The sequence below is a fragment of the Kitasatospora sp. NPDC057223 genome, assembly GCF_042669755.1.
GTDB lineage: Bacteria > Actinomycetota > Actinomycetes > Streptomycetales > Streptomycetaceae > Kitasatospora.
The window spans coordinates 72,871-97,028 of record NZ_JBHUWW010000010.1 but is presented as its reverse complement, the minus strand read 5'-3'; the positions used below and the strand labels follow the sequence as shown (position 1 = coordinate 97,028).

The 24,158-nt window shown below is 73.2% G+C and carries 23 protein-coding genes; 9 read left to right on the top strand and 14 right to left on the bottom strand.

Translation table 11 applies throughout. The features are described from left to right. Positions 1–2: 2 nt before the first annotated feature. Positions 3–692 carry a transcriptional repressor LexA gene (gene lexA / locus ACFUK0_RS06710; RefSeq protein WP_380246977.1) on the bottom strand — a complete coding sequence of 230 codons (690 nt, stop codon included), beginning with the start codon at positions 690–692 and terminating at the stop codon, positions 3–5. Between the two features lie 442 nt (positions 693–1,134). Between lexA and ACFUK0_RS06705 the strand changes: the two genes are divergently transcribed. Continuing rightward, positions 1,135–1,779: an HAD-IA family hydrolase gene (locus tag ACFUK0_RS06705; protein ID WP_380246976.1), complete on the top strand. Its 645-nt coding sequence runs from the start codon at positions 1,135–1,137 to the stop codon at positions 1,777–1,779. A gap of 126 nt (positions 1,780–1,905) precedes the next feature. On the opposite strand, the gene ACFUK0_RS06700 is transcribed toward ACFUK0_RS06705, so the two are convergent. Continuing rightward, entirely contained in the window at positions 1,906–3,192 is a 1,287-nt protein-coding gene (locus ACFUK0_RS06700; RefSeq protein WP_380246975.1) for a hypothetical protein, read from the bottom strand. A 389-nt stretch (positions 3,193–3,581) separates the two neighbouring features. Between ACFUK0_RS06700 and ACFUK0_RS06695 the strand changes: the two genes are divergently transcribed. Further along, a complete protein-coding gene (locus ACFUK0_RS06695) occupies positions 3,582–4,454 on the top strand; it encodes a hypothetical protein (protein WP_380246974.1) in 873 nt (290 codons plus the stop codon). An 83-nt stretch (positions 4,455–4,537) separates the two neighbouring features. Here the strand turns inward: ACFUK0_RS06695 and ACFUK0_RS06690 are convergent, their stop codons facing one another. The 3 genes from ACFUK0_RS06690 to ACFUK0_RS06680 form a co-directional block, all read right to left on the bottom strand. Further along, the gene (locus ACFUK0_RS06690) at positions 4,538–4,759 is read right to left on the bottom strand and encodes a helix-turn-helix domain-containing protein (RefSeq protein ID WP_380246973.1); all 222 of its coding nucleotides are present in this window, start codon (positions 4,757–4,759) and stop codon (positions 4,538–4,540) included. After that, a complete protein-coding gene (locus tag ACFUK0_RS06685; protein WP_380246972.1) occupies positions 4,759–5,244 on the bottom strand; it encodes a DUF2975 domain-containing protein in 486 nt (161 codons plus the stop codon). Before ACFUK0_RS06685 ends, ACFUK0_RS06690 begins: the two co-directional genes overlap by 1 nt. Before the next feature lie 172 nt (positions 5,245–5,416). Continuing rightward, complete coding sequence (locus tag ACFUK0_RS06680) at positions 5,417–5,998, bottom strand: TetR/AcrR family transcriptional regulator (RefSeq protein ID WP_380246971.1); 582 nt, start codon at positions 5,996–5,998, stop codon at positions 5,417–5,419. Positions 5,999–6,116: 118 nt separating this feature from the next. Between ACFUK0_RS06680 and ACFUK0_RS06675 the strand changes: the two genes are divergently transcribed. Next, a complete protein-coding gene (locus ACFUK0_RS06675) occupies positions 6,117–7,094 on the top strand; it encodes a TIGR03620 family F420-dependent LLM class oxidoreductase (RefSeq protein WP_380246970.1) in 978 nt (325 codons plus the stop codon). A 130-nt stretch (positions 7,095–7,224) separates the two neighbouring features. Here ACFUK0_RS06675 and ACFUK0_RS06670 read toward each other — a convergent pair whose 3' ends face one another. From ACFUK0_RS06670 to ACFUK0_RS06660, 3 genes are all read right to left on the bottom strand, one after another. Continuing rightward, a complete protein-coding gene (locus ACFUK0_RS06670; RefSeq protein WP_380246969.1) occupies positions 7,225–8,190 on the bottom strand; it encodes an anti-sigma factor RsbA family regulatory protein in 966 nt (321 codons plus the stop codon). Continuing rightward, the gene (locus tag ACFUK0_RS06665) at positions 8,187–8,987 is read right to left on the bottom strand and encodes an MEDS domain-containing protein (RefSeq protein ID WP_380246968.1); all 801 of its coding nucleotides are present in this window, start codon (positions 8,985–8,987) and stop codon (positions 8,187–8,189) included. Before ACFUK0_RS06665 ends, ACFUK0_RS06670 begins: the two co-directional genes overlap by 4 nt. A 229-nt stretch (positions 8,988–9,216) precedes the next feature. Then, positions 9,217–9,957, bottom strand: a complete 741-nt coding sequence (locus tag ACFUK0_RS06660) for an alpha/beta fold hydrolase (protein ID WP_380246967.1) — start codon at positions 9,955–9,957, stop codon at positions 9,217–9,219. Between the two features lie 49 nt (positions 9,958–10,006). Here ACFUK0_RS06660 and ACFUK0_RS06655 point away from each other — a divergent pair, with 49 nt between their 5' ends. From ACFUK0_RS06655 to ACFUK0_RS06645, 3 genes are all read left to right on the top strand, one after another. After that, complete coding sequence (locus ACFUK0_RS06655; protein ID WP_380246966.1) at positions 10,007–10,384, top strand: winged helix-turn-helix transcriptional regulator; 378 nt, start codon at positions 10,007–10,009, stop codon at positions 10,382–10,384. 297 nt (positions 10,385–10,681) lie between these two features. Next, complete coding sequence (locus ACFUK0_RS06650) at positions 10,682–11,776, top strand: medium chain dehydrogenase/reductase family protein (protein WP_380246965.1); 1,095 nt, start codon at positions 10,682–10,684, stop codon at positions 11,774–11,776. A 123-nt stretch (positions 11,777–11,899) separates the two neighbouring features. Continuing rightward, a complete protein-coding gene (locus ACFUK0_RS06645) occupies positions 11,900–12,358 on the top strand; it encodes an SgcJ/EcaC family oxidoreductase (protein ID WP_380246964.1) in 459 nt (152 codons plus the stop codon). Between the two features lie 24 nt (positions 12,359–12,382). On the opposite strand, the gene ACFUK0_RS06640 is transcribed toward ACFUK0_RS06645, so the two are convergent. From ACFUK0_RS06640 to ACFUK0_RS06630, 3 genes are all read right to left on the bottom strand, one after another. Continuing rightward, positions 12,383–13,351, bottom strand: coding sequence for a sigma-70 family RNA polymerase sigma factor (locus ACFUK0_RS06640; protein ID WP_380246963.1), 969 nt, complete (start codon positions 13,349–13,351; stop codon positions 12,383–12,385). Positions 13,352–13,471: 120 nt separating this feature from the next. After that, positions 13,472–14,128: a class I SAM-dependent methyltransferase gene (locus ACFUK0_RS06635; RefSeq protein ID WP_380246962.1), complete on the bottom strand. Its 657-nt coding sequence runs from the start codon at positions 14,126–14,128 to the stop codon at positions 13,472–13,474. A gap of 274 nt (positions 14,129–14,402) precedes the next feature. Continuing rightward, on the bottom strand, positions 14,403–15,014 hold the full coding sequence (locus ACFUK0_RS06630) for a hypothetical protein (protein ID WP_380246961.1): 612 nt from the start codon (positions 15,012–15,014) through the stop codon (positions 14,403–14,405). A gap of 246 nt (positions 15,015–15,260) precedes the next feature. Here ACFUK0_RS06630 and ACFUK0_RS06625 point away from each other — a divergent pair, with 246 nt between their 5' ends. Continuing rightward, the gene (locus tag ACFUK0_RS06625; protein ID WP_380246960.1) at positions 15,261–18,074 is read left to right on the top strand and encodes an AAA family ATPase; all 2,814 of its coding nucleotides are present in this window, start codon (positions 15,261–15,263) and stop codon (positions 18,072–18,074) included. A gap of 69 nt (positions 18,075–18,143) precedes the next feature. On the opposite strand, the gene ACFUK0_RS06620 is transcribed toward ACFUK0_RS06625, so the two are convergent. The 3 genes from ACFUK0_RS06620 to ACFUK0_RS06610 all read right to left on the bottom strand — a co-directional run bounded on the left by ACFUK0_RS06620 (position 18,144) and on the right by ACFUK0_RS06610 (position 20,846). Beyond that, complete coding sequence (locus tag ACFUK0_RS06620) at positions 18,144–19,010, bottom strand: alpha/beta fold hydrolase (RefSeq protein WP_380246959.1); 867 nt, start codon at positions 19,008–19,010, stop codon at positions 18,144–18,146. Between the two features lie 801 nt (positions 19,011–19,811). Further along, the gene (locus ACFUK0_RS06615; protein WP_380246958.1) at positions 19,812–20,201 is read right to left on the bottom strand and encodes a hypothetical protein; all 390 of its coding nucleotides are present in this window, start codon (positions 20,199–20,201) and stop codon (positions 19,812–19,814) included. A 117-nt stretch (positions 20,202–20,318) separates the two neighbouring features. After that, a complete protein-coding gene (locus tag ACFUK0_RS06610; RefSeq protein ID WP_380246957.1) occupies positions 20,319–20,846 on the bottom strand; it encodes a hypothetical protein in 528 nt (175 codons plus the stop codon). Positions 20,847–21,031: 185 nt separating this feature from the next. On the opposite strand from ACFUK0_RS06610, the gene ACFUK0_RS06605 reads away from it, so the two are divergent. Both ACFUK0_RS06605 and ACFUK0_RS06600 read left to right on the top strand, forming a co-directional pair. After that, on the top strand, positions 21,032–21,934 hold the full coding sequence (locus tag ACFUK0_RS06605) for a hypothetical protein (protein ID WP_380246956.1): 903 nt from the start codon (positions 21,032–21,034) through the stop codon (positions 21,932–21,934). A gap of 111 nt (positions 21,935–22,045) precedes the next feature. Continuing rightward, the gene (locus ACFUK0_RS06600) at positions 22,046–24,058 is read left to right on the top strand and encodes a SpoIIE family protein phosphatase (RefSeq protein WP_380246955.1); all 2,013 of its coding nucleotides are present in this window, start codon (positions 22,046–22,048) and stop codon (positions 24,056–24,058) included. Positions 24,059–24,158: the final 100 nt, after the last annotated feature.

The following is a 24,158-nucleotide window of genomic DNA, read 5'->3' as shown; positions in this document are numbered from 1 at the left end:
GTCTACAGGCGGCGCAGGAGCGAGACGACCTTGCCCAGGACGGTCGCCCGGTCGGCCGGGATGGGGTCGTAGGCGGGGTTGCGGGGCATCAGCCAGGTGTGGCCGTCGGCGATCCGCAGCTGCTTGACGGTGGCCTCGCCGTCCAGCAGGGCGGCCACGATGTCGCCGTGCTGGGCGGTGTCCTGGCGGCGGATGGTCACGTAGTCGCCGGGCAGGATGGCTGCGCCGGTCATGGAATCCCCGTGTACCTCCAGGATGAACAGCTCCCCTTCGCCGACGAGGCTCCGGGGGAGGGTGAAGATGTCCTCGGTCTCCTGTTCGGCGGTGATGGGAGCTCCGGCGGCGATCCGGCCGAGCAGCGGCAGGTCCACGGATGCGGACCGCAGCTGCGAGTCGTCCCGGGCAAGGGCGTCCCAGGGGTTGTGGCGGACGCGGTAGGCACGGGGGGTGTGCGCGTCGCGGACCAGGTGGCCCTTCTTCTCCAGGGCCAGGACCTGGTGCGAGACCGAGGAGACGGAGCTGAGTCCGACGGCATCACCGATCTCCCGCATGCTCGGAGGGTAGCCCCGCTGCTCGATGGTCGAGTCCACGAACTGCAGGATCCTGGTCTGCCGGTCGGTCAGTCCGTCACTGTTCTGCCGGACACCTGCGGGGCGGCCGGCTCGGCCGCCTCCGGTCTGGGCGCTCGCCATGGCTCCTCCTCCGTTCGATCTTGGTCGGAGACTACCCCCGCCCTACGACATCGGCGCAGCGCACTGGCGCGGTTCACGGAGGCCCGCCCCGCGTCGACGCCGTCGAGGTCCGCGCCGGCGGTGTCAGGCGGCACGGTGTCCCGGAGGGTGTCGCCGCCCGGTGCAGCGCCCCAGGTCGGCGGGCAACGCGGACGTGGAGCGACCACATGGCAGCCACATCAACGGACGAGCAGGGGCCACTGCGGCCAGGACATCTCGACCCGCCGGTTACGCTCCGCCGGACCTGTCGCGGTGCTTGGCTGTCTCCAGGCCGACACAGGCCGACACATCGGTGCCGACCGGCCTGGCCTACGGCTGACCGCACTCGGAACCCAACCAGTCAGACCGAGTTGCCTGACCGCCGATGTCGCCAACGGGCTATCACCACGAAGGAGTTCACACCATGACTGCCCTCCCCTACGACGCCGTGCTCTGTGACATCGACGGCGTGCTGCGGCATTGGCCGACGCCCAGACACGCCGACCTCGACCATGACCATGGGCTCCCACCGGGCACCCTCGCGGCAGCCGCCTTCGCGCCGCCTCGTCTGCACCCCGCCATCACCGGGGAGATCACGGATGAGCAATGGCGCTCGGCGGTGACGGCGGAGCTCGCCGGCGCATGTGGATCGATGGACCGCGCCCGGAACGTGGTCACCGCCTGGTCCGATCTCATGCCACGCGTCGATCAAGAGGTCGTGTCACTTCTCGCCAGGGTCCGCGAAGTCGCGACGGTGGCCCTGGTCTCCAACGCGACCACACGACTGGAGTCGGATCTGGCCCGGCAAGGGTTGGGCGACCTCGCCGATGCCGTGGTGAACACCTCCCGCATCGGTGTCGCGAAGCCCGATCCGCGGGTCTACCTCATCGCCGCTGAACGGGTCGGCGCCCCGGTCCACCGCTGCCTGTTCATCGACGACAGCGCCGCCAACGTAGTCGCGGCCCGCGAGGTGGGGATGGCTGCCCACCACTACCGCCGGATCGAAGATCTCCAGGATGCCCTGTGCCCTCTCCTCACCACAGAGACCGCCCACCCGCAGAAGGGGTGAACAGCAGGGACTCGACCCGCTCGCCCGCCGAGCCGACACCCTCGGGCTCACCAGCCACTCTCAACTGCTCGTGCCCGCCGCCCCGGAGAGGGCGACGGGCACGGACGGGCCGAACAGCGGGTCAGGTCAGGCCTCCTCCGGGTCCGGGCCCGGCCGATCCGGGGCGGGGGCGGGTGCTGGTGCCTCGTGGCCCCGGTCCTGGGCGGGGACGGCGGCCGGGCTGCCGGGCTCCGGAGCTACGGTCGGCGGCTGCTCCGCGCCGGGGTACGGGGAACCGGGGTACGGAGAGCCGGGGTAGCCGGGGTAGGCGGGGGCAGGGTAGCCGGGGCCGGGGTGGAAGCCGGCGGCCTGGGCGAGTGCGACGTCGAGGCTCTCTCGGCGGATCCTGCGGTCGACGTACAGCAGCGCGTTGGTCACCGGGATCAGCGGTGCGCCGGCGACGCCCGCCACCAGCAGACCCGTGCAGAGGCTCGCCGACAGGCCGATCAACGATCCGGGGCCGGGATTCCACACCCCGTCCGCCCCCGTCCCGCCGAAGGCGAACAGCAGCACGACGCCGAGGGCGACGAACGGCAGCATCAGGAGCTGGGCCGCTGCCGAGCCGACCAGGCTCACCAGGTACGGGATGCCCAGGCTGCGCCACCAGGCGCCCTCGTTGAGGTGCCAGGCCCGCCGGAGGGCGGCCGTCGGGCGGATGTCCTCCAGGATCAGGACGGGCATCTGGAGCACCAGCCTGACCTGCGCGTACATCGCCAGCCCGGCAGCTACCGCCGCCAGCGGGAGCAGCAGCAGCGAGAGCGTGTCGGCTCCGGCCAGGCCCGCGATCACGGTCGGCAGCAGGCCGACCGCCAGCACGCCGACCGCGGTGAGCGCCAGCAGCAGGAAGGAGCCGAACACCCGCCACAGGTACGGGCGCGCCTCGGCGGCCAACCGGCGGGCGGTCACCGGGCGGCCCAACACCGCGTGCTGCACCACCTTCGTCCCGGCGGCCGTCGCGACGACCTGCGTCGCCAGGGTGAGGACCACGAGCAGCAGCCAGCCGCCACCGGCCACCCCGATCAGCGTGGCCAGCTCTCCGCCGGTCACCGCACGGTCCGGATCCCGTTGGGCGTCCTCGATCAACCCGGACAGTGCGGCATCGGCGAATACCGCGTAGGCCGGCACGACCAGCAGCGCAGCGACCGTCACGCCGATCAGTTGGTGGTAGAGGACTTTGCCGTACCGGCTGACCACGGCGACGACCGCGCGCAGGATGTCACCCACCCCGAGCGGGCGCAGCGGGATCACCCCGGGCTGCGGTGCGGCGGGGGTGTAGGGCGGGCCCTGGGGGCCGGGCCATCCCCAGCCGGGTGCGGCCGGCGCGCCCGGCGGGCCGACGGCGCCAGGCGTGGGTTCCCGGTCGGCATGGTTCACTGCGTCATCCCCCTCTTGATCAAGCACGTGGAGCGCCGCAGCCTACCGCTCTGCCGAGCCCCCTCGACCACTCGGCCCCCGCCTGGTCCGCATACCGTCCGACCGGGCACGAACGCACCTCGGGCGGGGGCGTACGACCGCCGTGACCAGCCGCACAGCGGTTCGCCGCACCGGTGCCCGCGCCTTGGCCGAGGACTCCACCGACGTACGCGGGCGGACGGGGCCTTCCCCCGGCGCTTCGCGGATCTCGTCCATGAAGTCCTGGCTCGCCCCCCCCGGGCCGGTGTCCGTAGGGCGGACTGCGGCGACGTGGAGGGCCGGTCGGCCCGCGGACAGCGGCGCCGGACGGGCCTTTCGGGCGGGAGCTGACGCCTGGTAAGAAGGTCGGCATGATCTCGAACTCCCTTTCCTCAGGCGCCCAACGAATGGCGGCCGCGGGCCGCCGGCTGCTCGGGTTCGGCTACTGGGGCCCACTCCTCCTGGTGGTGGTGGTCGGTCGGATCACGATGACGCCGCGGGACTCCGGGCACGAGTGGCTCGTGTTGGCGGCGGCGGGTGCTGCAGTCCTGGTGCCGATACTGACCCTGCTGTTCGGCGCGGCCAGGACTCCGGCAACGGCGGTGCCGGCCGCGGGTCCGACGGAGGCGGCCGAGTCGCCCGCTGCCCGATGGAGCCTGCGGCGACCCCAGCGGCCGGGCAACAGTGTGCTGGTGGGCTGCCTGCTGGCGAACGGCGCGCTCGTGCTGGGGTCCAGCGTGCCGGGCGGGGACTACAGCCTGCTGGGGGTCGGCATGGCAGCACTCGTACTGCTGCCCTTCGCCTGGCTCGTCTGGCAGGTGGTGCAGATCTGGCAGCCGGCGCCGGCCGCACCGCGTCCGGCCGGACGGGCAGGCGCGAAGCAGCGGCTCGGCCGGTGGCGTTGGGCGGCCGCGCCGTTGCTGGTCGGCGCCACTGTGCTGCTGATCGGCAGCGGTATCCCGCAGGAGGCACGCTTCGCGGTTGCCCGGCCCGCGCTCACCTCGTTCGCCGAGCGGGCACTCGCGACGGGCTCGATCGGCACTGCTCCGGCCTGGATCAACGGATACCCGCTCCAGGATCTCGAACTGGCCGACGGTGGAGTGAAGTTCGCCGTCAGGGGCGCCGGTCTCCTCGCCCCCCACGGCTTCGCCTGGTTCCCGCCGGCTGGCCCCACCAAGCACCGGATCGAGTACACCGAGGTCGGCGGCGGATGGTACAGCTGGTCGGGCGCCGACCACATCTGAGCGGCCCGTTGTCGGACCGGTCCGGTGGACGTGGGTCGGGCCACAACGGTTTCGTCGGGTGATGACACCCACCCCCGGGCACGTCATTCGCCTGCGGCGTCCTCGTTCTCCCAGCGCAGCAGGTCGCCCGGCTGGCAGTCGAGCACCTCGCAGAGCGCGGCGAGCGTCGCGAAACGCACCGCCTTGGCACGGCCGTTCTTGAGTACCGCCAGGTTGGCGGGGGTGATCCCCACCCGGTCCGCGAGTTCACCCACGGACATCTTCCGCCTGGCCAGCATCACGTCGATGTCGACGGCGATGGCCATCAGATGACCTCGTCCAACTCGGCCTGCATCTGCACCGCTTGGACATCGCGCGCGACGGCCTGGACGAGCAGCATCCGCAGGACGAGCACGATGAGCGCGACCCCGAGGATGGCCACGCCGATCCCGCCCATGATCACGGTGACCCCCGGGTCCTCCCGCTGGCCCGGGGCGTTGATGGCCGTGACCGCGAACCACACGAGGGCGGCCGCCACGATCGCGCCGATCACGCCGTCCACGTACCGGAAGGCGGCAGACGAGAACACGGTTCCGCGCCGCACCATCGCCACCAGCCGCCATACACAGACCAGGGCGACCTGGGCGGACGCCAGTCCCAGGATCGTGATCAGGCGCAGCGGGGTCAGCGGGAGCGTCCCGTCCTCCGGGTCGGTGGCCAACGCCCACACCATCAGCGCCTGTACGAACACGGTGCCAGCGAGTACCACCACGAGCACGGCGCGCAGCGCACGCACGGTCAGTTTTCCCATGACCCATCCCTCCATCGAGTTACGATGGGAATCTATCGAATATCGATAGGCAATGCAAAGGTCGGAGCGGAGGGCGAGCGGGCAGGCGGGCAGGCGGACAGGCGGACAGGCGGACAGGCGGACAGGCGGACAAGCAGGGGCGCCGGCCGGACGGGCCGTACCGGGCACCGAGTCAGCGCACGCAGACGCCTTCGATGGCGATCGCGATCAGGAGGTCGGCTTCGGCCGGGCCGTCGACGTCCTGTTCGGTGGCCAGCGCGATGGCGCCGACGAGCTTCAGCAGCCGGCCGATGGTGATCTCGGGACGTACGGCGCCGGCCTCGCGGGCGCGGGCGAGGAGGGCGTCCCCCGCCTCGGTGATCATGTCGTGGCAGGTCTCGCCCAAGGCCGGCTCCTCCGCGTCGCGCATCAGCGACGTCCCCAGGCCCCGGTTGGCCACGGCATGCGCGCCGACCGCGTGAAGCCACGTGGACAGCGCCCGGCCGGGATCCTGTTCGGCGAGCAGATCGCGGGCCTTCGCGCACAGAGCCTGCACCCGGTCCCGGAAGACCGCCTCCAGGAGCGCCTGCCGCGAGGGGAAGTGGCGGTGCAGGGTGGCCGAGCCGACCTGCGCCCGGCGGGCGACCTCCTCCAGGGAGGCGTCGGCGCCATGCTCGGCGATCAGGGCCCCGGCGGCCGCCACGATCCGGTCGACGTTGCGGCGGGCGTCGGCGCGCAGCGGCCGGCTCGGCGGGGCGGCGGCATCCCTGGGCACGGGCGCTCCTGACGGGTTGAAAAACGGGGTGGTCCTCCATATCGTACCGAGGAGAGAAATGGAGGACCACCCCACTTATGGGCGGCCCCCTTCCGCGTGGACGCGACGGAGAACAGGCGTGAAGCAGACGCAGAAGACCGCCCCGGCCTCGGAGGCGACCGGCCCGCAGGGCAGGACCGAGACTCGGCACCTGCTCAGCGGTGCGGGACGGATGAACGCCCGCCGCACGCACGGCCTCGGACGCATCGGCATCTGGGCCGAGGACTTCGACCACCTCCCGGCACCCGGGATCCGCCGGGCAGCCGCCATGATCGAGGACCTCGGCTACGGCACCCTGTGGTTCCCCGAGACCGTGGGACGCGAGGCCATGGCCCAGGCCGCGATCCTCCTGACGGCCACCCGCCGCATCACCGTGGCCGCCGGCATGACCGACATCTACGCCCGCGACCCGGTCACGGCCGCAGCCGCGCAACGAACCCTGGAGGAGGCCTTCCCCGGACGGTTCCTGCTCGGCCTGTGGGCCGGCCACCCCAGCCTGGCCGAAGACGTCCGCGGCCACCGCTTCGCCCCGCCCCTGGCCACCATGCGCGCCTACCTCGACGCGGTGGACGCCGCCCCGTTCGGGCCGCCCCACACGGCGGCCTCACCGCATCGCGTCCTCATGGCCCTGGAACCCGCCATGGTCGCCCTTGCCAGCGAACGCGCCCGGGGCGCGACCGTGCTGGGCATGCCCGTCGAGTACACCCGCACCGCCAGGGCCGCGCTCGGGGACGACCGCCTCCTGGCCGTCACCCAGTTGTGCGTGCTCGGCCGCAACCGCGCGGACACCGCCGACCTGGCCCGCAGCACGGCCGAGGCAGCCCTCCCCAACCGCCGGGACCTGCTGCGAGAACTCGGCCACGAGACCCCCGAGGCACTCGACGACCGACTGGTCGACGCCCTGGTGGCTCACGGCCCCGCCCAGGACATCGCCCAGCGCGTCCACGAGCACCTCGCCGCCGGAGCCGACCACGTCAGCCTCCACCTCACGACCGCCGCACCCGATTCACCGCCCGAACGACAGTGGGAGAGGCTCGCCGCCCACCTCCCCGTCTGAAGCGGCACAGCGGCGCCCTGGCCTTCCGACCGTGGATGAGCCCTCGCGGATCCCGTACGAGCTCCCGCGTCCCCCGTCCAACAGCTTGCACAGCCCCTCGTCGGGCGGAGCGTTCGGGCGTGACGGGCCGTCAGGACAGCGCGGTGTGCAGCCTGATGGTGGTGCCGGCCTCGGGGGTGGAGCGGATCTGGACGAGGTCGCAGAGCTGCTGGACCAGCCAGAGGCCGCGGCCGCCGACCTGGTCGATGGTCGGCCTCGTCCGGCCGACCAGGGGGTCCTCGATGTGACCGGAGTCGTGGAACTCGCAGATCAGGTCACGGCCCTCCACCCAGGTACGCAGCGTGCCCCGCCCGCCGCCGTACTTGATGCTGTTGGCGGCGACCTCGGAGGCCGCGGTCAGCAGCTCGCGAAGGCGCGCGCCGTCCAGGCCGTGCTCGGTCGCGCAGGCCGTGATCTTGGCCCGCACGGCCGCCAGCCCGCCCTGCTGGTAGGAGAGCTCCTCGTAGGGGTCGCACGGGGAGGTCAGCTCGGCGAAGGCGTAGGGCTCGTCGACGAAGGCGCTGTTCGGTCCGTGGGCGCCCTCGTTGAGGAGCAGGGGGTGGCAGCGTCCGGCCGCTTCCAGCACGGTGGGCTCCAGTGCGGCGGTGTCGTAGGGACAGAGCAGCCACCAGGCGGGCGACTGCGTGAACGCGAGGTTGAGCAGCCACTCGTGGTAGTGGAGTTCGCCACTCTCCGCGGCGGAGCGGTCACTCCACGGGGACTCGCTGATCCCGCGGATCGAGTGGCCCTCGGCCGCGTGCTTGGCGAGCCAGTCCCGCCAGGCGGGGATCAGCCGCCCGGGGTTGCGGCCGAGCGCCGCAACGTCGAGGAAGGAGACGCCGGCCGCCGCGTCGGTGCCCTCCAGCTCGGTGCGCAGCATGCGTTCCTTGGGTTCGGCCACCGACACCAGGACCAGCTCGCTGCCGGCGTGGGCGTCCTGGATGAAGGACATGGCGCCGGTGAGGAACTGCGCGTCGCCGTCGTACGGGTACAGCTCGTGCCGGAAGGCGGAGTCGCTCCCGTCCGTCCCGGCGGTCGTGGTGCCGCTGTCGTTCATGGCGCCAGCTCCACCGGAATCTGCGGGGCGTCGTACCCCAGCAGCGACCAGCACCGCCGGAACGTTTCGTTGGCGCTCTCCACCACGATCCTGCGGCTGGGGTCTTCCCGCGCCACTTCGGCAAGGGCTCGCATGCCTGCGGCGTCCATCAGGTCCAGGTCCTCGCATTGCAGTCGCACGGTGGCAGATCGGGCGACGAGTTCGCCGAGGGCCGTCCGGAATGTCGCGGCGCCTTCCGAGTCCACCACGCCACTCACTTTCCAGCAGTCCGTTCCCGCGCTGAACATCCGAAAATCTGGCATCAACGTTCGCATGCCCAGTTGCTGCGGATGTACACCGGAGGCCTGCTGGATGGATTCGGTGTGGAAGCTGTCCCGGTGGTAGGCGCAGACGACGACGGCCGTCCCGGAGGACACCAGGTCGTCCAGCCCGAGTTCGTGCCGGGCGATCTCCTGCGGGCTCGCCCCGGCGGGCCACACGCGGTCCATCCGTGCCAGCACCCGCAGGGCACGGAAGCCCTCCCGGCAGGCGGTGTCCGCCTCGCGGCGCACCACCCCGAGCATCATCGCCGCGTCCCACCCGGCTCCGGCCGCCCGCTCGACCGCGGGATCGACGACGGTGCCCTGCGCCACACCGCCCAGCAGCCAGCGGGTCTCGGGCGCTCCGATGACCAGCACCTTGTCACCGAAGAGGGCGCCGTCCGCGGCGAAGGCGCGGGCCGTGCCGGTGAAGTCGTCCTCCGGATCGACCAGCCAGCAGACGTGATCGCCGGTTTCGAGCGGATCGAGGGTCGGCACAGCACGTGCGCTCCTCATCCCTGACCTCCTCCACCCCGTTCCGGCGGCAGCCTACCGGAGGCTTCCGTCACCGCGCCGCGTCGGGGCGGTGACGGAAGCCCCGCGTCGGCCGGATCTGCGCGAAGCCGGGGGTGACCGGGCGAGCGCGCCCCGTGACCGAACACCTGCGCCGCCCGGCAGGCCGGACGTCTCCGGATCGGACGCTTCCCGGGCCTGCCGGGCGGCCGGGTCAGCCGGCCTTCAGCAGCAGTTCGGCCAAGCGGTCCGGCACGGTGATCATGCAGTCGTGGCCGCTCTGCAGTTCCCAGACCTGCGACGGGGTGCCGTTGGGCTGGGTCGCGGGAACGGGGCGGCGGGCGACGCCCTCGGGCGTGCTGCCGACGCAGTGGATGTGCGTCCGGTGGACGGCGGCCGCGGCCGGGTTGTCCAGCCGGACCGGCTGCTCGAAGCAGCGCGCCGACTCGTCCGAGAGAATCGTGCGCAGCCAGGCCGCGTCCGCCGGGTCGGTGACCCCGAACAGGCCGACGGGTGCCGGCCCCTCCGGCAGAGGCGGGACACGCCAGGGGGCGTCGGAACCGGCGGCGAGGTCGAGCAGGTGCCGGGTCAGGGGCATGACGTCGAGCACGGACTCGCCGTCGGCCGGAACCATGGCGTCGAGATAGACCAGGCCGGCGAGACGGTCGGGCACCCGGTCGGCCACTGCGGATATGACCATCCCGGCGTAGCTGTGGCCGACCAGCACCACGTCGGCGAGGTCCTCCCCGACGAGGAGACCGACGACGTCGGCGACGTGGGTGTCGAGTCCCACCTCCGGGCCGAGCAGGTGCTGCTTCTCGCCGTGGCCGGTGAGCGAGGGGGCGAACACCCGGTGCCCGGCCCCGGTCAGCAGGGGAACCACCCGGTCCCAGGCGCGCCCGTTGTGCCAGGCGCCATGGACAAGTACGAAGGTCTTCTTTCGCGGTGAACTCATGAACAGGACGCTACTGAGCCGACAGGTACCTTTTGGTACCCTTCGGCTCATGCGCGACTCAGCGGGCAACGTCTACCTCGCCGACTGCCCGGCCCGGCTGGCCATCGAGGTCATCACCAACAAGTGGGCCGTCGTCGTCCTGTTCGCGCTCAGCCGCAGACCGTGCCGGCACGGTGAACTCGTCGATCTCGTCGGCGGCATCTCGCGCAAGGTGCTCACCCAGACCTTGCGCAAGCTCCAGGGCTACGGCCTCGTCGAGCGCCGCGCGTACGCCGAAGCACCTCCACGGGTCGAGTACAGCCTGACCGAGCTCGGCCTGACCCTTGTCGAGCCGATCGCCGTCCTGACGGACTGGGCGAGGTCGAACGGCGAGGCCATCGTCAGCTTCCAGGAAGCAGCGGAGGGCGGACCGGCGTCCGCCGGGTGACCGCGACGGCGACGGGCGACGGCGATGGGTGACGCCCGTCGAGCCGGACCCGAGCGGCCGGAGAGCCTGCCCTTGACACGAAAAAGTGTGAGTGATTGAGTACTCACACAAGACGGCCGCCACCAGCCTTCTTGCGACAACCCTCTCGACCAAGTACCAATGGGCCAACACCAATGGGCCAACGACTGCGGCCCCAGCCCTTCGCGCAGCAAAGAGTGAGTGATCAATCACGCATTCTTGTATCGATCGGATCCCGTCTGCCGCACCGTCGGCCGACCCCTGATGAGGAGCATCCCCATGAACGACGCCCAGGACCGCACTCCCGCCGCCGCCTCCCAGCCCCGCCCGGCGGACGTCGTGTCGCCCGTGCCCTCCACCGTCACCGAGGCGGTGCTGCCCGGCATCGTGGACCCGGACGGCATCCAGCTGCGCGTCCGGCCCGCCCGACCGGCCGGTCCGGGGCAGGTGGTGCTGGCGATGGAGGCCGCCGGAATCTCGTTCGCCGAGCAGCAGATGCGTCGCGGCAAGTACTACGACCAACCGCCCTTCCCGTTCGTCCCCGGCTACGACGTCATCGGGCAGGCCGTCGACGTGGGAGAGGGCGTCCCCCGTGACGTGCTGGGGCGGCGCTTCGCGGTCCTGACCAAGACCGGGGCCTGGGCCAGCCACGTCACCGTCGACGCCGGCGACCTGACCGAGGTGCCCGGCTCCGTCGACTCCGCCGACGCGGAGACCTTCGTGGTCAACGGCATCACCGCCTGGCAGATGCTGCACCGCCTCGCGAAGATCCGCCCCGGACAGAGGGTCCTCGTGCACGGGGCCAACGGCGGCGTCGGCTCGACCCTCGTGCAGCTCGCCCGCATCGCCGGCGCCCGGGTCGTCGGCACCGCATCGGCCAGGCACCACGACGCCGTCCGGTCCCTGGGCGCGACCCCCGTCGACTACCGGGCCCCCGACCTGCACGACCGGTTGCGCGCACACGCCCCGCAGGGCTACGACGCCGTGTTCGACCATGTGGGAGGCGAGGGCATCATCACCTCCTACCGCCTGCTGGCCGCCGGGGGAACCCTCGTCTCCTACGGCACCGCCTCGACCCGGGACGCCCAGGGCTCCTCGAAGGCCCCCGTCCTCAAGCTGTTCGCCCGCCTGATGCTCTGGAACGCCCTGCCCAACGGCAAGGGCGCCCACTTCTACAACATCTGGGCCGGCCGACGCCGGCTCGGTGCCTTCCGTACCAAGCTGCGCGCCGACCTGACCCAGGTCTTCACGCTCCTCGCCGACCGGGAGCTGACCCCTCAGGTCGCCGCACGCCTCCCGCTCACCGAAGTCGGCCGAGCGGTGGCCCTCGCCGAGTCCGGCACCGTCGTCGGCAAGGTCGTCCTGGTGCCGTAGACGGGCGAAGGCCCGGAACAGACGATTCGTGTTCCCCGGTGCGATGAGTTCCGGCAGTCGGCCCGGTATGTACTCGTGGGCCCGCCGAAGGGCCCGCAGACGCAGACCGACGAGGAGCAGACCATGACCACCCACCGGAGCACGACCGCGGCCATGCCCGTAACCACGACCACGACCACCGACGAGTCCCGAGCAGCCGACGAGGCGGCCATCCACGCCGTACTGGCGGGCATCTACCACGCGTGGGACTCCGGCGACGCCGACGCCTTCGTCGCGGCCTACGCCGAGGACGCCAGCGCGATCCTGCCCGGCAGCCACCGCGGCGGCCGGGAGGAGATCCGCCGGAACATGGCCGACGGCTTCGCCGGCTTCCTCAAGGGCTCGACGACCACGAACCGGGTCGGCCGGCTCCGCTTCCTCGGCGCCGACGCCGCGGTCGTGGTCAGTGAGAGCGGCATCCTCCTCCCCGGCGAGACCGAGGTGCCGGCCGACCGCATCGTCAACGCGACCTGGGTGTTCGAACGGCGTGACCGCGGTTGGCTGGTCGCGGCCTACCACAACAGCCCGGCCAGCGCGGGCTGACCGGCCCCCTCGGGTTGGCGCCCCTCAGCCCTGGAGCTCGGGCGCCAACCCGAACGCGGCGAAGATCTCGACGTCCTGGAACACCGAGTTGCGACTGATCCCCTCCGCCGTGACCGTGAACACCTGCAGCGTGTGCATCTCGTAGGCCCCACCCGCCCCGCGCACGTAGGCGGCCACCGCGGGCTGCCCGTTCGCCGAGACAGGGAGCACCCGCCAGTCGGTGCCGGCCTTCGCGAAGACCCACTCCATGAACCGCCCGTAGGCCTCCCGGCCGACGAACCAGTTGACCATCGGCGGCATCTCCATCAGCACGTCGTCGGTCAACAGCCGCTTGATCGCGGCCACATCGGCCCTCAGGAACGCCTCCACGTACCGGTCGACCATCACGCGCCGCTCCGCCTCGGACGGCTCCTCGATCCGTGCCTCGGACATCCCGGCCTCGCCGAGCCGGGCGCGGGCCCGCTGCAGCGCGCTGTTCACGGCCGCCGTCGTGGTGTCGAGGATCCGCGCGGTCTCGGCGGCCGGGAAGTCGAGCACCTCACGCAGGATCAGCACCGCACGCTGACGGGCCGAGAGCACCTGCATCGCGGCGACGAAGGCGAGCCGCAGGCTGCCCCGGGCGGCCAGCGCAGCCGCCGGATCGGCATGCGAGACCCACGCGTCCGGGAACGGCTGCAGCCAGGTGACGTCCGCGCCGAAGACCAGTGGCCGGCCGGGGTCGCTCGGTTCGACCAGACCGGACGGCAGTGGTCGGCGGCTGCGGCCGTCCAGCGCGGTCAGGCACGCGTTCGTGGCGATCCGGTACAACCAGGTCCGGACCGAGGCCCTGCCCTCGTCGTACTGCTCCCGCGCCCGCCAGGCCCGCAGGTAGGTCTCCTGGACCAAGTCCTCGGCATCGTGCAACGAGCCGAGCATCCGGTAGCAGTGAGCGAGGAGCTCCGACCGGTAGGGGTCGATCCGCCGGCCGAACTCCTCCGTCGTCGCGCCTGACAAACTCGTATCCTCTCTCGATGGACCTGACCCGGCCGGACAGCCGTACGACGGCGACCCGGCAGCCCGGCGGAGCGCGGGCAGGGGGCCGTGGGCAGGGGGCAGCGGACCTGCCCCGGGCGATCAGGCGCGGGCGATCAGGGCGTACCGCTCGTCGTCGACCGGCCCGCCCCACAGGTCGGCGTCAGCACTGAGCGGTTCGACCCGCAGATCGGTGACGAACGGCCGCACGACGGCTGCCAGGTCGTCCGCGCCGATCCCCCCGCTCCAGGGCAGCACCTCCGCCCCGGCCACGTACGGCGGGCCGCTCTGCCCGGACACCCGCCACCGGCCCTCGACGAGTACCAGCCGCCCGCCCGGCCGAAGCCGCCCCAGCCACTCCCGCAGCGCGGCCGACGGGTCGGGCAGGGTCCAGACCAGGTGCCGTGACAGCACGACGTCGAACATTTCGTCACCGGTCGGCGGCGCGGCCGCGTCACCCACCAGGAACCGCCCCTGCAGGCCCGCGTCCGACAGCTTCCGCCGGGCCCGCTCGACCATTCTCGGCGCCAGGTCCACACCTGTGACCCGCTGCCCGGCCTCGGCCAGCAGCAGGGCCAGGGAACCGGTTCCGCACCCGACGTCGAGGACGTCGGCGGGACCGGCCGGTACCCACGCCTCCAGCCGCCGCCTCCACGCCGCGCGCGTGGGCCCGGCCCGCAGACCGTGGTCGGGCTCATCGTCGAAGGACGCCGAGGCCGCGTCCCAGTAGTCGGCGATGGCAGCGCGGTGCTCACTCATGGCCGGCATCCTCGCACCCCCGACTGACAGTCCCGCACATCCGGGCCCGAGGACCCCGGGGCTGCGGAGGGCACCGGTCGGGACGGCGGCGGGCAGGGAACACCAGGTGCAGGCAGGCTCGGCAGCACCTTGCCCTCATCCGTGGCACGGATACCACCTCTACCCAGCCGGACACACGTTCCTCGACGCCCAGCACGCCCGGGCCGCGCCGGCATCCCACCCGGCCCGAAACGACGGCCACCCACGGGACGGGGCCGGGCAGCGCGCGGCGCGCCTACGCAGTGACTGCCTCGACGCCGAGTGCGCCGCTGAGCAGCTCCAGGTCCATCGCGTTGATCCGCAGCCGCAGTTCGCTCTGCGCGCCACGAACGGTGATCACATCGGTGTACCGCCGGGTGACGGGCGGTGCCACCTGCTCCCACACCAGGGCGACCGGCCCGGCGAGCGGCTGGGACTTCCCGCTGATCCGACGGTACGTCAGCTGGGCACCGCCCTGGCCGTCCGGGCCAAGGAGCAGGAATCCGGGCGCGGGACGCGCGCCGCCCTCGAACTGCACCAGCAGGTGCAGTCCGGCACCCCGGCGGAACCGGGCCAGATCCTGCGCGGCGGTGTGCGGCTGCGACAGGCGCAGCACCCGGGCGAGGCGGTCGAAGCTCCCCTGCCGCGCTGCCGCCGTCGGCTGGGTGCCTTCGACGTGTGGCATCGCGCTCGCGGGCAGGGTCGCCTTGGCGAGCATCGTGGCGGGTATCCAGAGCGCCATGAACACCAGGGTGAGCAACACCCCGAGTCCGTAGCCCTCGATCGCTCCGCCGACTCCGAAGCCGAGCGCGACGACGAACAACGTCCCCACCAGCACCGAAAGTTGGAAAAGCCTGCCGTTCGCCATCGCGCCACTCCTCGGTCAACGGCGCCGATCTCCGCCGACGCGCGCGAGATCCTACGCTGGTGCCGTTCCCATCCGGCCGTCGGGGCGGGGCAGTCCGGCTGAGGTCGCCTCACGGACAACGTCCGACGCGCCGACCGCCGACCCTCGTCCCGCATGCCCGGGACTCCTCCAGGGAGGACGGGCGGACCGAAGGGAATACCGTGCCGGGGGTGTGGTTACCTCAGTCGACGTACCAGGGGGTGAGTGATGGCGAGGGCCGCCGGGCCGGCCGTGGAGCCGACGCTGCGCGGGCGCGCGGGCGAGCTGGAGGCCGTCCTGGGCGAGCTGCGCCGGGTCGCGCGGGGCGGGGGCTCGCAGCTGGTCGTGGTCGACGGGGAGCCCGGCATGGGCAAGACCGCGTTCCTGCGCGCCGTCCGCGAACAGGCCGAGCGCGGGGGTTTCGCCGTGGGCGCCGCCCCGGCCGGGGAGGGTGACCGCACCACCCCGCTGGCCACCCTGGGGCTCGCGCTCCGGGCGGGCGGCCGGGTGCCGCTGCTCGACGCCGAGAGCTTCGGGGCGCTGCTGCCGCTCGTCGGGCAGCCGCTGTGGCTCGCCGAACGGCTGGCCGCCCTGCTGAAGGACGCGGCCGCCGCCCGGCCGTTGCTGGTCGTCCTCGACGACGTCCACTGGGCGGACCCGCTCAGTGTGTTCGTCCTGCGCATCCTGCCGGCCCGGCTGGCGGACTCCCGGGTCGTGCTGCTGCTCTGCGGCAGGCCGGTGCCCGGCGGGCCTGCCGACCAGGTCGGCTCGGCCGCCGAGGAGGGCGGCGCCCCCGTGCTGCGGCTGGTCCTGGGGCCGCTCACCGAGGAAGCCGTCCTGGAGGTCGCCCGCGACCGGCTCGGCGGGCCCGCCGACCGGCAGCTCGCCATGCGGCTCTCCGAGGCCCGCGGGGTCCCCTTCCTCGCCGTCCAGATCGTGGCGGGCCTGGTGGAGGCCGGCGGCGCCGGCCCGGACGGGGGCGGGCTGCCGCCCGGTCTGCTGGCGGGAGTCCGGCGCCGCCTCGCCCCCGCGTCGGAGCTGTGCCGGTCGCTGCTGCGCGCGGGCGCCGTCCTCGGCCCGTCCTTCGCCCTCGCCGACGCCGCACACCTGCTGTCCGAGCCGGCCGTACGCCTGCTGGCGCCCCTGGAGGAGGCCCTGGCCGCCGGGCTGCTCACCGACGACGGGCAACAGGTCCGGTTCCGGCACGACCTGCTGCGCCGCGCCGTCTACGAGGACGTACCGCCGTCGGTACGTCAGCACCTGCACCGGAGCGCGGCGGAGCGCCTGCTGTCTGACGGCGGCGCCGCCGCGCCGGCGGCCCCGCACGTGCTGGCCTGCGCGCGGCCCGGCGACACCGAAGCCGTCGAGGTACTGCGCCGGGCGGCGTTCGAACTGCTCGACACCATGGCCGTGACGTCCGCGGGCCTGATCCGCCAGGCGTACGACCTCGCCGGGGACGATGCGGGACTGCGCGACACGCTCGGCCGGGACGTGGTCGACGTACTGATCCAGGCCCGGCAGTTCGGCACGGCCGAGGACTTCGCCGCCACCCTGCTGGCGCAGGCCGCGCCGGAGACCGAGGCGGGGGTGCGGCTGCTGCTGGCCCCCCAGCTGTGGGCCGACGGACGCCGCGCCGACCTCGCCGCACTCGCCCGGGACGTGCCCTCGGCGCCGTCCGCACTGCGCCGACGGCTGGCCGCCTACCGGGTCTGGGCCAACGAAGGCCCGCAGGAAGGCCCGCAGGAACCGTTCGGGGAAGCCCCGGGGGAAACCCGGCCGGACTCGGCGGCGCCCGACCCGGTCGCCGCCGCCGTCGCCGCCGCGGTGCGGGCGCAGCGCGCCGAGGCCGCAGGCCGCTATGCCGAGGCACTGGCCGGCTACCGCCGGGCGCTGGAGCTCGGTGCGGGCCGCTCCCGGGAGGCCGGCGCCCTGCCGGCCGCTCCGCTGCTGGTCCGCACACTGGTGATGCGGGCCGTACTCGGCGAAGTGGACGAAGTCCTCGCCGAGACGGAGACGGCCGGGGGCGTGCCGGGGCTGGACTCCTGGGCCGCCGCGCGGCTGGCCGCGGGCCGGGCCCAGGTGCTGCTCGGGGCAGGCCGGTTGGCGCAGGCCGCGGAGTCCGCCTCCCGCGCGCTGCGACTCGCCGGGGAGATCGGCGACCCTTCGGTGGCACCCGAGGCGCGCCACGTCCTCGGCCGGATCGCCCTGCTCCAGGACCGGCGGTCGGACGCCCGCGCCGAACTTGCCGCCGCAGGCGGCCGCGCGGCCCTCCCGGTACTGGCAGCCCTGCTCGCCGACGCCGAGGGGCGGCCGGACGCGGCCGCCCGGCTGGTACGTGCGGCGGCGGACACGCCGCTCCCGTGGCGCGAGGAGTTCCTGGTGGAGGCCGCCTGCTCGGCCCACCATGCGGGCGACCGGGCCACGCTGGAGGAGGCCGTGCGGCAGGTGGACGTCCTGGCCGACCGTAACCCGGGCGCCGGCTGCCTGTCCGGGGCCGCCGCGCTGGCCCGCGGCCTGGCGTCCGCCGACTTCGACGCGGCCCAGCGCGCCCTGGCGGTGTCGTCTCGCCCGCTGCTGCGGGCCCGGGCGTCGGAGGAGGCGGGCCGGGCCGCCCTGGCGACGGACCGCGCGGGCGCGCTGACACTGCTGGAGGACGCCCTGAACCGGTACGAGGAGGCGGGCGCGGTGGCGCCCGCCGCACGGGTCTGGCGCCGGCTGCATACCGCCGGAGTGCGCCGCCGGGGCCGCCGGGCGGCCACCCGGCCCGCCACGGGCTGGGAGTCGCTGACCGCCACCGAACGCAAGGTGGCGTGGCTGGTGGCCCAGGGCCACACCAACCGCTCAGCAGCCGCCCGCCTCGTGGTGGCGCCGAGCACCGTGGGTACGCATCTGCGGTCGGTATTCGGCAAGCTGGGTGTCACCTCGCGGGTCCAACTCACGCTTCAGGTGGTGGGGATGGACGGTCCGGCGGCGGGTGTGGACTCCTCGACAACCGGCGCGGACGCCGGAGCGACGGGCGCGGACGGCGCAACGACGGCGTGAACGGCGAAGGGCCGCCCGGTCCGCGTCCCGTGCGGGGCGTGGACCGGGCGGCCCGTTCGGCGGGGCGGGTCAGCGCGGGTTCCGCGCCGCCTGCTCGACCACCGAGGCCACCAGCGCCGGGTGCGTCGCCGTGATGTCGTGCGCCGAGCGGACCCGCCAGGTCCTGGCGTGCGCCCGGTCGGCCATGAACTCCTGGACGGCAGGCGGGATCGCCTTGTCCTCGGTGGAGATGACGGCGTAGGCGGGGACGGACGCCGGGGCACCGTACTCCGCCCGGTCGCTGAGCGTGTTCGCCGCCACCGGACGCTGCCCGGCAGCCGCCACCGCCGCGTCCCGGGCGGTGCGGTCCCCGGCGAACACGGCACGGAAGCCGGCCGGCTTGACCAGGAGCTCCGGCCCGCCGGTCGCGTGGAGAAGCACGGAGGTGGTGTCGGGGCCGAGCAGACTGCCGGGGTAGAGGGAGTTGAGCTCGCCCACGCTCTCACCCTTGGCCGGGATGAAGGCGGACGCGTACACCAGGGCGCGCACGTCCGGGACCTGCGCGGCGACCTGACTGATGACCATTCCCCCGTAGGAGTGCCCCACCAGGACCACCGGCCCGCCGACGGAACGGACGACGTCGGCGAGGTAGGCGGTGTCCTCGGCCAGACCGCGCAGCGGGTTTGCCGGAGCCACGACCTGGTAGCCGAGGCGCTGGAGCCGCTCGACGACGCCGCTGAACGCGGAGGCGTCCTCGAAGCCGCCGTGCACCAGGACGATCGTGGGCCGGGGCCCCTCGCCGGCGGCGGGCGCGGCCGCGGCGGTACCGCCGAGCACGGCGGTAGCGGCCACGAGCGCCCCGGCCACCACGGTGCCCACGGTGGCCTGCAGCAACTTCGTACGGTTACGGGTGTGGTTGCGGGTTTGGTTGCGGGTTTGGTTGCGATTGCGGTTCATGAGTCGTTCCTTGATCGTTCGATGCTGTCTGAGGATGCCGGAGGAAGCGCCGGCGGTTGACTGACGGGACCTGCCGATGACCGGGACTCGGGCGGCTTTGCCCCGCCTGGAGGTTGACGGCTCATCAGTTCCCGGCCGCCGTCGTGGCCGAGCAAGGCCGCAGGAGCGGCGCCACTGCCGGGGGTTGCCCTGCCGGTGGCGCCGCCCCCGCCGGGTGCCGGTCACCGTCGGCGGGGTGAGCACAGCCAATCGCCTGCGGACCGGACACGGCATCGGACGAATGCGGGAACCCTGCCGACCGGCCTGAACGGCCCGGCCGCCCCGGCGCTCCGTTTCCTCATGCATTCGTGGGAGGGCCACGCCACGACCGCACTCGCGCGACGTCGCCGAGGTCGGGCGCGGACGATCGTCTGCCGACAGCCGAGCCCCAGGAGACGTGGTTGCGTGCGCGGTGGAGTGGGGGTCGGAGGACGGCGCGCCGGTGGCTGAAGTAGCCACGGAAGGAGCTGTCGGGCTTCGGCACGTGGTGCCCGCTGACGGGGTGGCGGCGGATGCCGGTGGCCATCGAGGACTCGCCGGCTGTCCGGACGGGGCCGATGAGCGGCCGGACGCGTCGATCTCGTCGAGCGGCCCTCGATGGCGAACGCCGATTCCTGCGGCCCGAACCTCCGGACCGTGTACGTCCGGACCAGCGGGCGACGCTTGCCGCCCTGCTGCAGGGCGAGTTGCAGGATCCACCGTTCCGGCCCGGCCGGGACGTGCAGCGGGCGCAGGGCGGCGACCGTCACCGGACCGGCTGGTTCAGCGCATCCAGCCGGGCTCCCTGATGCCACCGAACCTGTTCCAGGCCCGGCAGTGCGCCCGGGATTCGGGGCCCATCTCCTCCCAGGCCGGCCGCAGATCGAACCCCTGGTCCCAGGCGTTGAGCAGGGCCTCGAAGAATCCGGTGGCGATGGCGGCGACCGTCTCCTCGCTTCCGACGGCCAGCTCCCGCTCCAGGACCCGCAGCACCAGCCGGCGCTGGGCCGGCGTCAACTCGTCGGCCCGGTCGGCGAACGACTGCCCGATGCGGCCCAACCGGATGGTGCCGGGTAGCCAGTCGGGGTCGCGCAGTGCCGCCACGTGATCGTCAGCAGCCAACGGTTCGACCTCGGCGAGCAGTTCTCCCAGCCATGGCGGCGCGAAGATCACGAACCTTCCCCTCCTCGTAGGAGGCCAGCATGCCGCAACCGCCGGTCGACCGACCAGGGCTTATCGGCGGGGCCATGACGGCCGGCCCCGGCGGCCGGCCTCAAGGAGAGTCCGGTCTCAGGGAAAGTACAGCGCCGCCTTCTCCAGGACGTGCCTCGTGAACAGCCCGCCGACCGTCACCCCGCCCCGGTACATGCTGACCCGGTCGACACCGGGAACCGCCGTCTGCACCGTGATCGGCCGGCCGTTCAGGGTCGTGCCGAGGAACCGGGCGTCCAGTGCGGCCCACTCCGCAGCGGACTGCTGGACGCTGCCGCTGACCAGGGCGGGCAGCACCGAAGCCGCGTTGCGGGCGCCGGGCAGACCGCTGCGCAGGTGCTTGCTGTAGTCCATCGCCCACCCCGTGAACCCGGCGATCGAGGACTGGTCGACCTCGGGAACGGCGGCGGCGAGGACGAACAGCTCGACCTTGGTGCCGAGCCACCGTGCCCGGCGGTCCGAACGGCTGCCGATCAGCACGCGATGGCCGCCCCAGGAGGTCGTGGTCACCACGCAGCCGTCGCCGCGCAGCCGCTCGCCGAGCCCTGCCAGGTACGTGGCGGCCGCATCGGCCGGCGACTCCTCGTCGATCTGCTGCTCCGTCATGTACTGATCCTGCATCACGAGTACGACATCCGGAAGAGCCGGACGTGACGGGCGAGCGGATACCGCATCGGCGGCGTTGCCCGACCGCTCGTGGTGGTGGATTACCGCGAAACAAGGTGCACGACGCCGCAGGGGCCGTAGATTCGTTGCTACAAACGGTGATTGACGAAGCGGTGGGAGTACCTGTGGGAAGCAGCACCTTCGGTTCGGACAGCGGTGTGGAATCGACGATCGCCCTGCTGGGGGCGCGACTGCCCGCGGTGCGGGAGCAGCGGCGGCGGCTGGAGGAGGAACTCGCGGCCGTCATCGCCCAGGAGAGCTCGATGACGAGTGTCCTGGACGGCCTGCGGGCCCTGTCCGGCACGCCCCTCGACGGGCAGGACGAGCCTCGGGACACCGCACAGCCTGCGGTCGAGGCCGAGGAGGCTGCGGCCGGTGCCGGGGAGGCTCCGGTCCAGAGCACTGCGGCGGACAGCCTCTCCGACGGCCCGGCCGACGCCGAGACGGCCTCCCCCGAGCCCGCCGCGAAGCCCGCGCGCAGGACCACCGGACGGGCCGCGACCGCTCGCCCGGCCGCGAAGAAGGCGACCACCACGAAGGCCACCACGACGAGGGCCACCGCCAGGAAGGCAACCGCCGGAAAGGCGACCGCCACGAAGGTGGCCGCGACGAAGACCGCCGTGCCCGGGCCCGAGCAGGACGCGACCCCCGAGCCGTCCACGGAAGCCACAGCCGGGAAGGCGGCGCCGAAGGCCACCGCACCGGACACCGCCCCCGAGGCATCGAAGCGGAAGGTGCCCACTCCCCGGAAGGCCGCGCCCGAGCAGGCGGTCGATGCCGACGTCCCGGCGCCCGCCAAGGCCCCGGCGGCGGGCCGCCGGCGGCTGACCGACGTGGACGAGGTCCTGTCGGTGCTGTCCCGGGCGACGGACCCGCTGCGCGCCCGCGCGGTGACCGAGCTGCTGGGCCTGGATGCCGTCGACGCGAACATCAAGGCGATCCGCACCAGGCTGGAGCGCCTCGCCAAGGGCGGCCAGGCGCAGCGGGCCGGGCGCGGCCTCTACACGGTGGCCGGAGCCGCGGGCTGAGCAACCGGTGGGTGGCCGGTGCCGGCCGGTGCGAGTCGCCGCCGGCGTCGGCGGTCCCCGGCCGGGGACGGCTTCGCCCCGCCGCCTGAAGACCGGTGACAGCGTCCGCGGATGTGTGCCGTGACCTGCGACGGATGCCGCCTCACAGCCACGGGACGGTGGCGGAACAGCCGCGGAACAGTGGCGGGCGGGGAACAGGTGCCGTCCGGGTGGCGGGCACGGCGCGTTGGCAGCGTCCTGGCCGTGCCCGCACGGCAGACTGTGAGCGGCACGCGAGGAGGTCGTATGGCTGAGGGTCCGTTGCTGTCCGTGCGGGGAATCTCCAAGCGTTTCGGCACGGTGCAAGCTCTGACGCACGTTGATCTGGAGGTTTCCGCAGGCGAGGTGGTCGGCCTGGTGGGCGACAACGGCGCCGGTAAGTCGACGCTGGTCAAGGCGCTGGCAGGGGTGTCACCGGCGGACGAGGGTGCCATCACCTGGCAGGGCCGGACGGTCGGGATCCTCAGGCCGCACGACGCCCGGGCGTTAGGGATCGCCACCGTCCACCAGGACCTGTCGCTGTGCGACAACCTCGATGTGGTGGCCAACCTGTTTCTCGGCCGCGAACTGCGCAGGTTCGGGCTTCTCGACGAGCTGGAGATGGAGAAGCGCTCCCGTGTGCTCCTCGACAGCCTGTCGATCCGGATCCCCAGTGTTCGGATCCCCATCGCCTCGCTCTCCGGCGGGCAGCGCCAGGCCGTGGCGATCGCGCGCTGCCTGCTGGGGCAACCGAAGCTGGTGATCCTGGACGAGCCCACCGCGGCTCTCGGTGTCGAACAGGCCGCGCACGTTCTCGAACTCGTCCTGCGCCTGCGCGAGAACGGCCACGGCGTGATTCTGATCAGCCACAACCTCGACGACATCCGGGCGGTCTCCGACCGGATCGCCGTACTGCGTCTGGGGCGCAACAACGGCGTGTTCAGCGCGAAGTACACCAGTCAGGAGCAGATCCTCGCGGCCGTCACCGGCAACCAGGCCATGGCCGTCGCCCTGCAGCACAGCCTGCTGCCGCAGGCCCTGCCCGAGCAGAGCGCCGTCGAGGCCGCCTCCCGCTACCTGCCGGCGCACGCGGGCGTGGGCGGGGACTGGTTCGACGTCATCCCGCTGCCCGGCGCCCGCGTGGCCCTGGTCGTGGGGGACGTCGTCGGCCACGGCCTCAACGCCGCGGCCACCATGGGCCGCCTGCGCACGGCCGTCCACAACTTCTCGGCGCTGGACCTGCCGCCCGACGAGATCCTCAACCACCTCGACGACCTCGTCAGCCGCATCGACCAGGACCAGGAGGCCACCGCGGGCAGCGCCGCCATCATCGGGGCCACCTGCCTGTACGCGGTCTACGACCCCACCGACCGCACGTGCGTCCTCGCCCGCGCGGGCCACCTCCCCGCCGTGCTCGTCCATCCCGACGGCACCGTGCACATCCCGGAGACGCCGGTCGGACCGCCCCTGGGGCTGCGCGGCCTGCCGCACCAGAGCACGGAACTGAGCCTGCCCCAGGGCAGCCGGCTGGTGCTCTACACCGACGGGCTCGTGGAGACCCGCACCCGAGACATCGACGTCGGCCTCTCGCTCCTGCGCGGCGCCCTCGCGGACACCCACGGCACACCGCAGGAAACCTGTCAGGCCGTCCTCGACGCGCTGCTGCCCGGACAACCGGCCGACGACGTCGCGCTCCTCGTCGCGCGCACCCGCGTGCTGGCGCCCCAGGACATCGCCGCCTGGCAGGTGCCCGCCCAGCCCGAGGCGGTCGCCGAGGCCCGCGCCAGAGCCGTCCGGCAGCTGAGCCTGTGGAATCTGGACCAGCTCGCCTTCGCGACCGAACTCATCCTCAGCGAACTGATCACCAACGCCATCCGCTATGCCACCGGCCCGATCGGCATCCGGCTGGTCCGCGACCGCTCGCTGATCTGCGAGGTGTCGGACGGCAGCAGCACCACCCCGCACCTGCGCCACGCCGCCGCCACCGACGAGGGCGGCCGCGGTCTGTTCCTCGTCGCCCAGCTCGGTGAACGCTGGGGCACCCGCTACACCAGCAGCGGCAAGATCATCTGGTCCGAGCAGCGCATCCCCCACACCGCCACCTGAGCCGACCCGGGAGACCCGGACGGCCCGCGCGGGGGCTGCCGCACGGGGCCGCACGGCACTGCGGCGGGAGTCGCCTCCCGCCGCAGCGTGACGGTCCGTG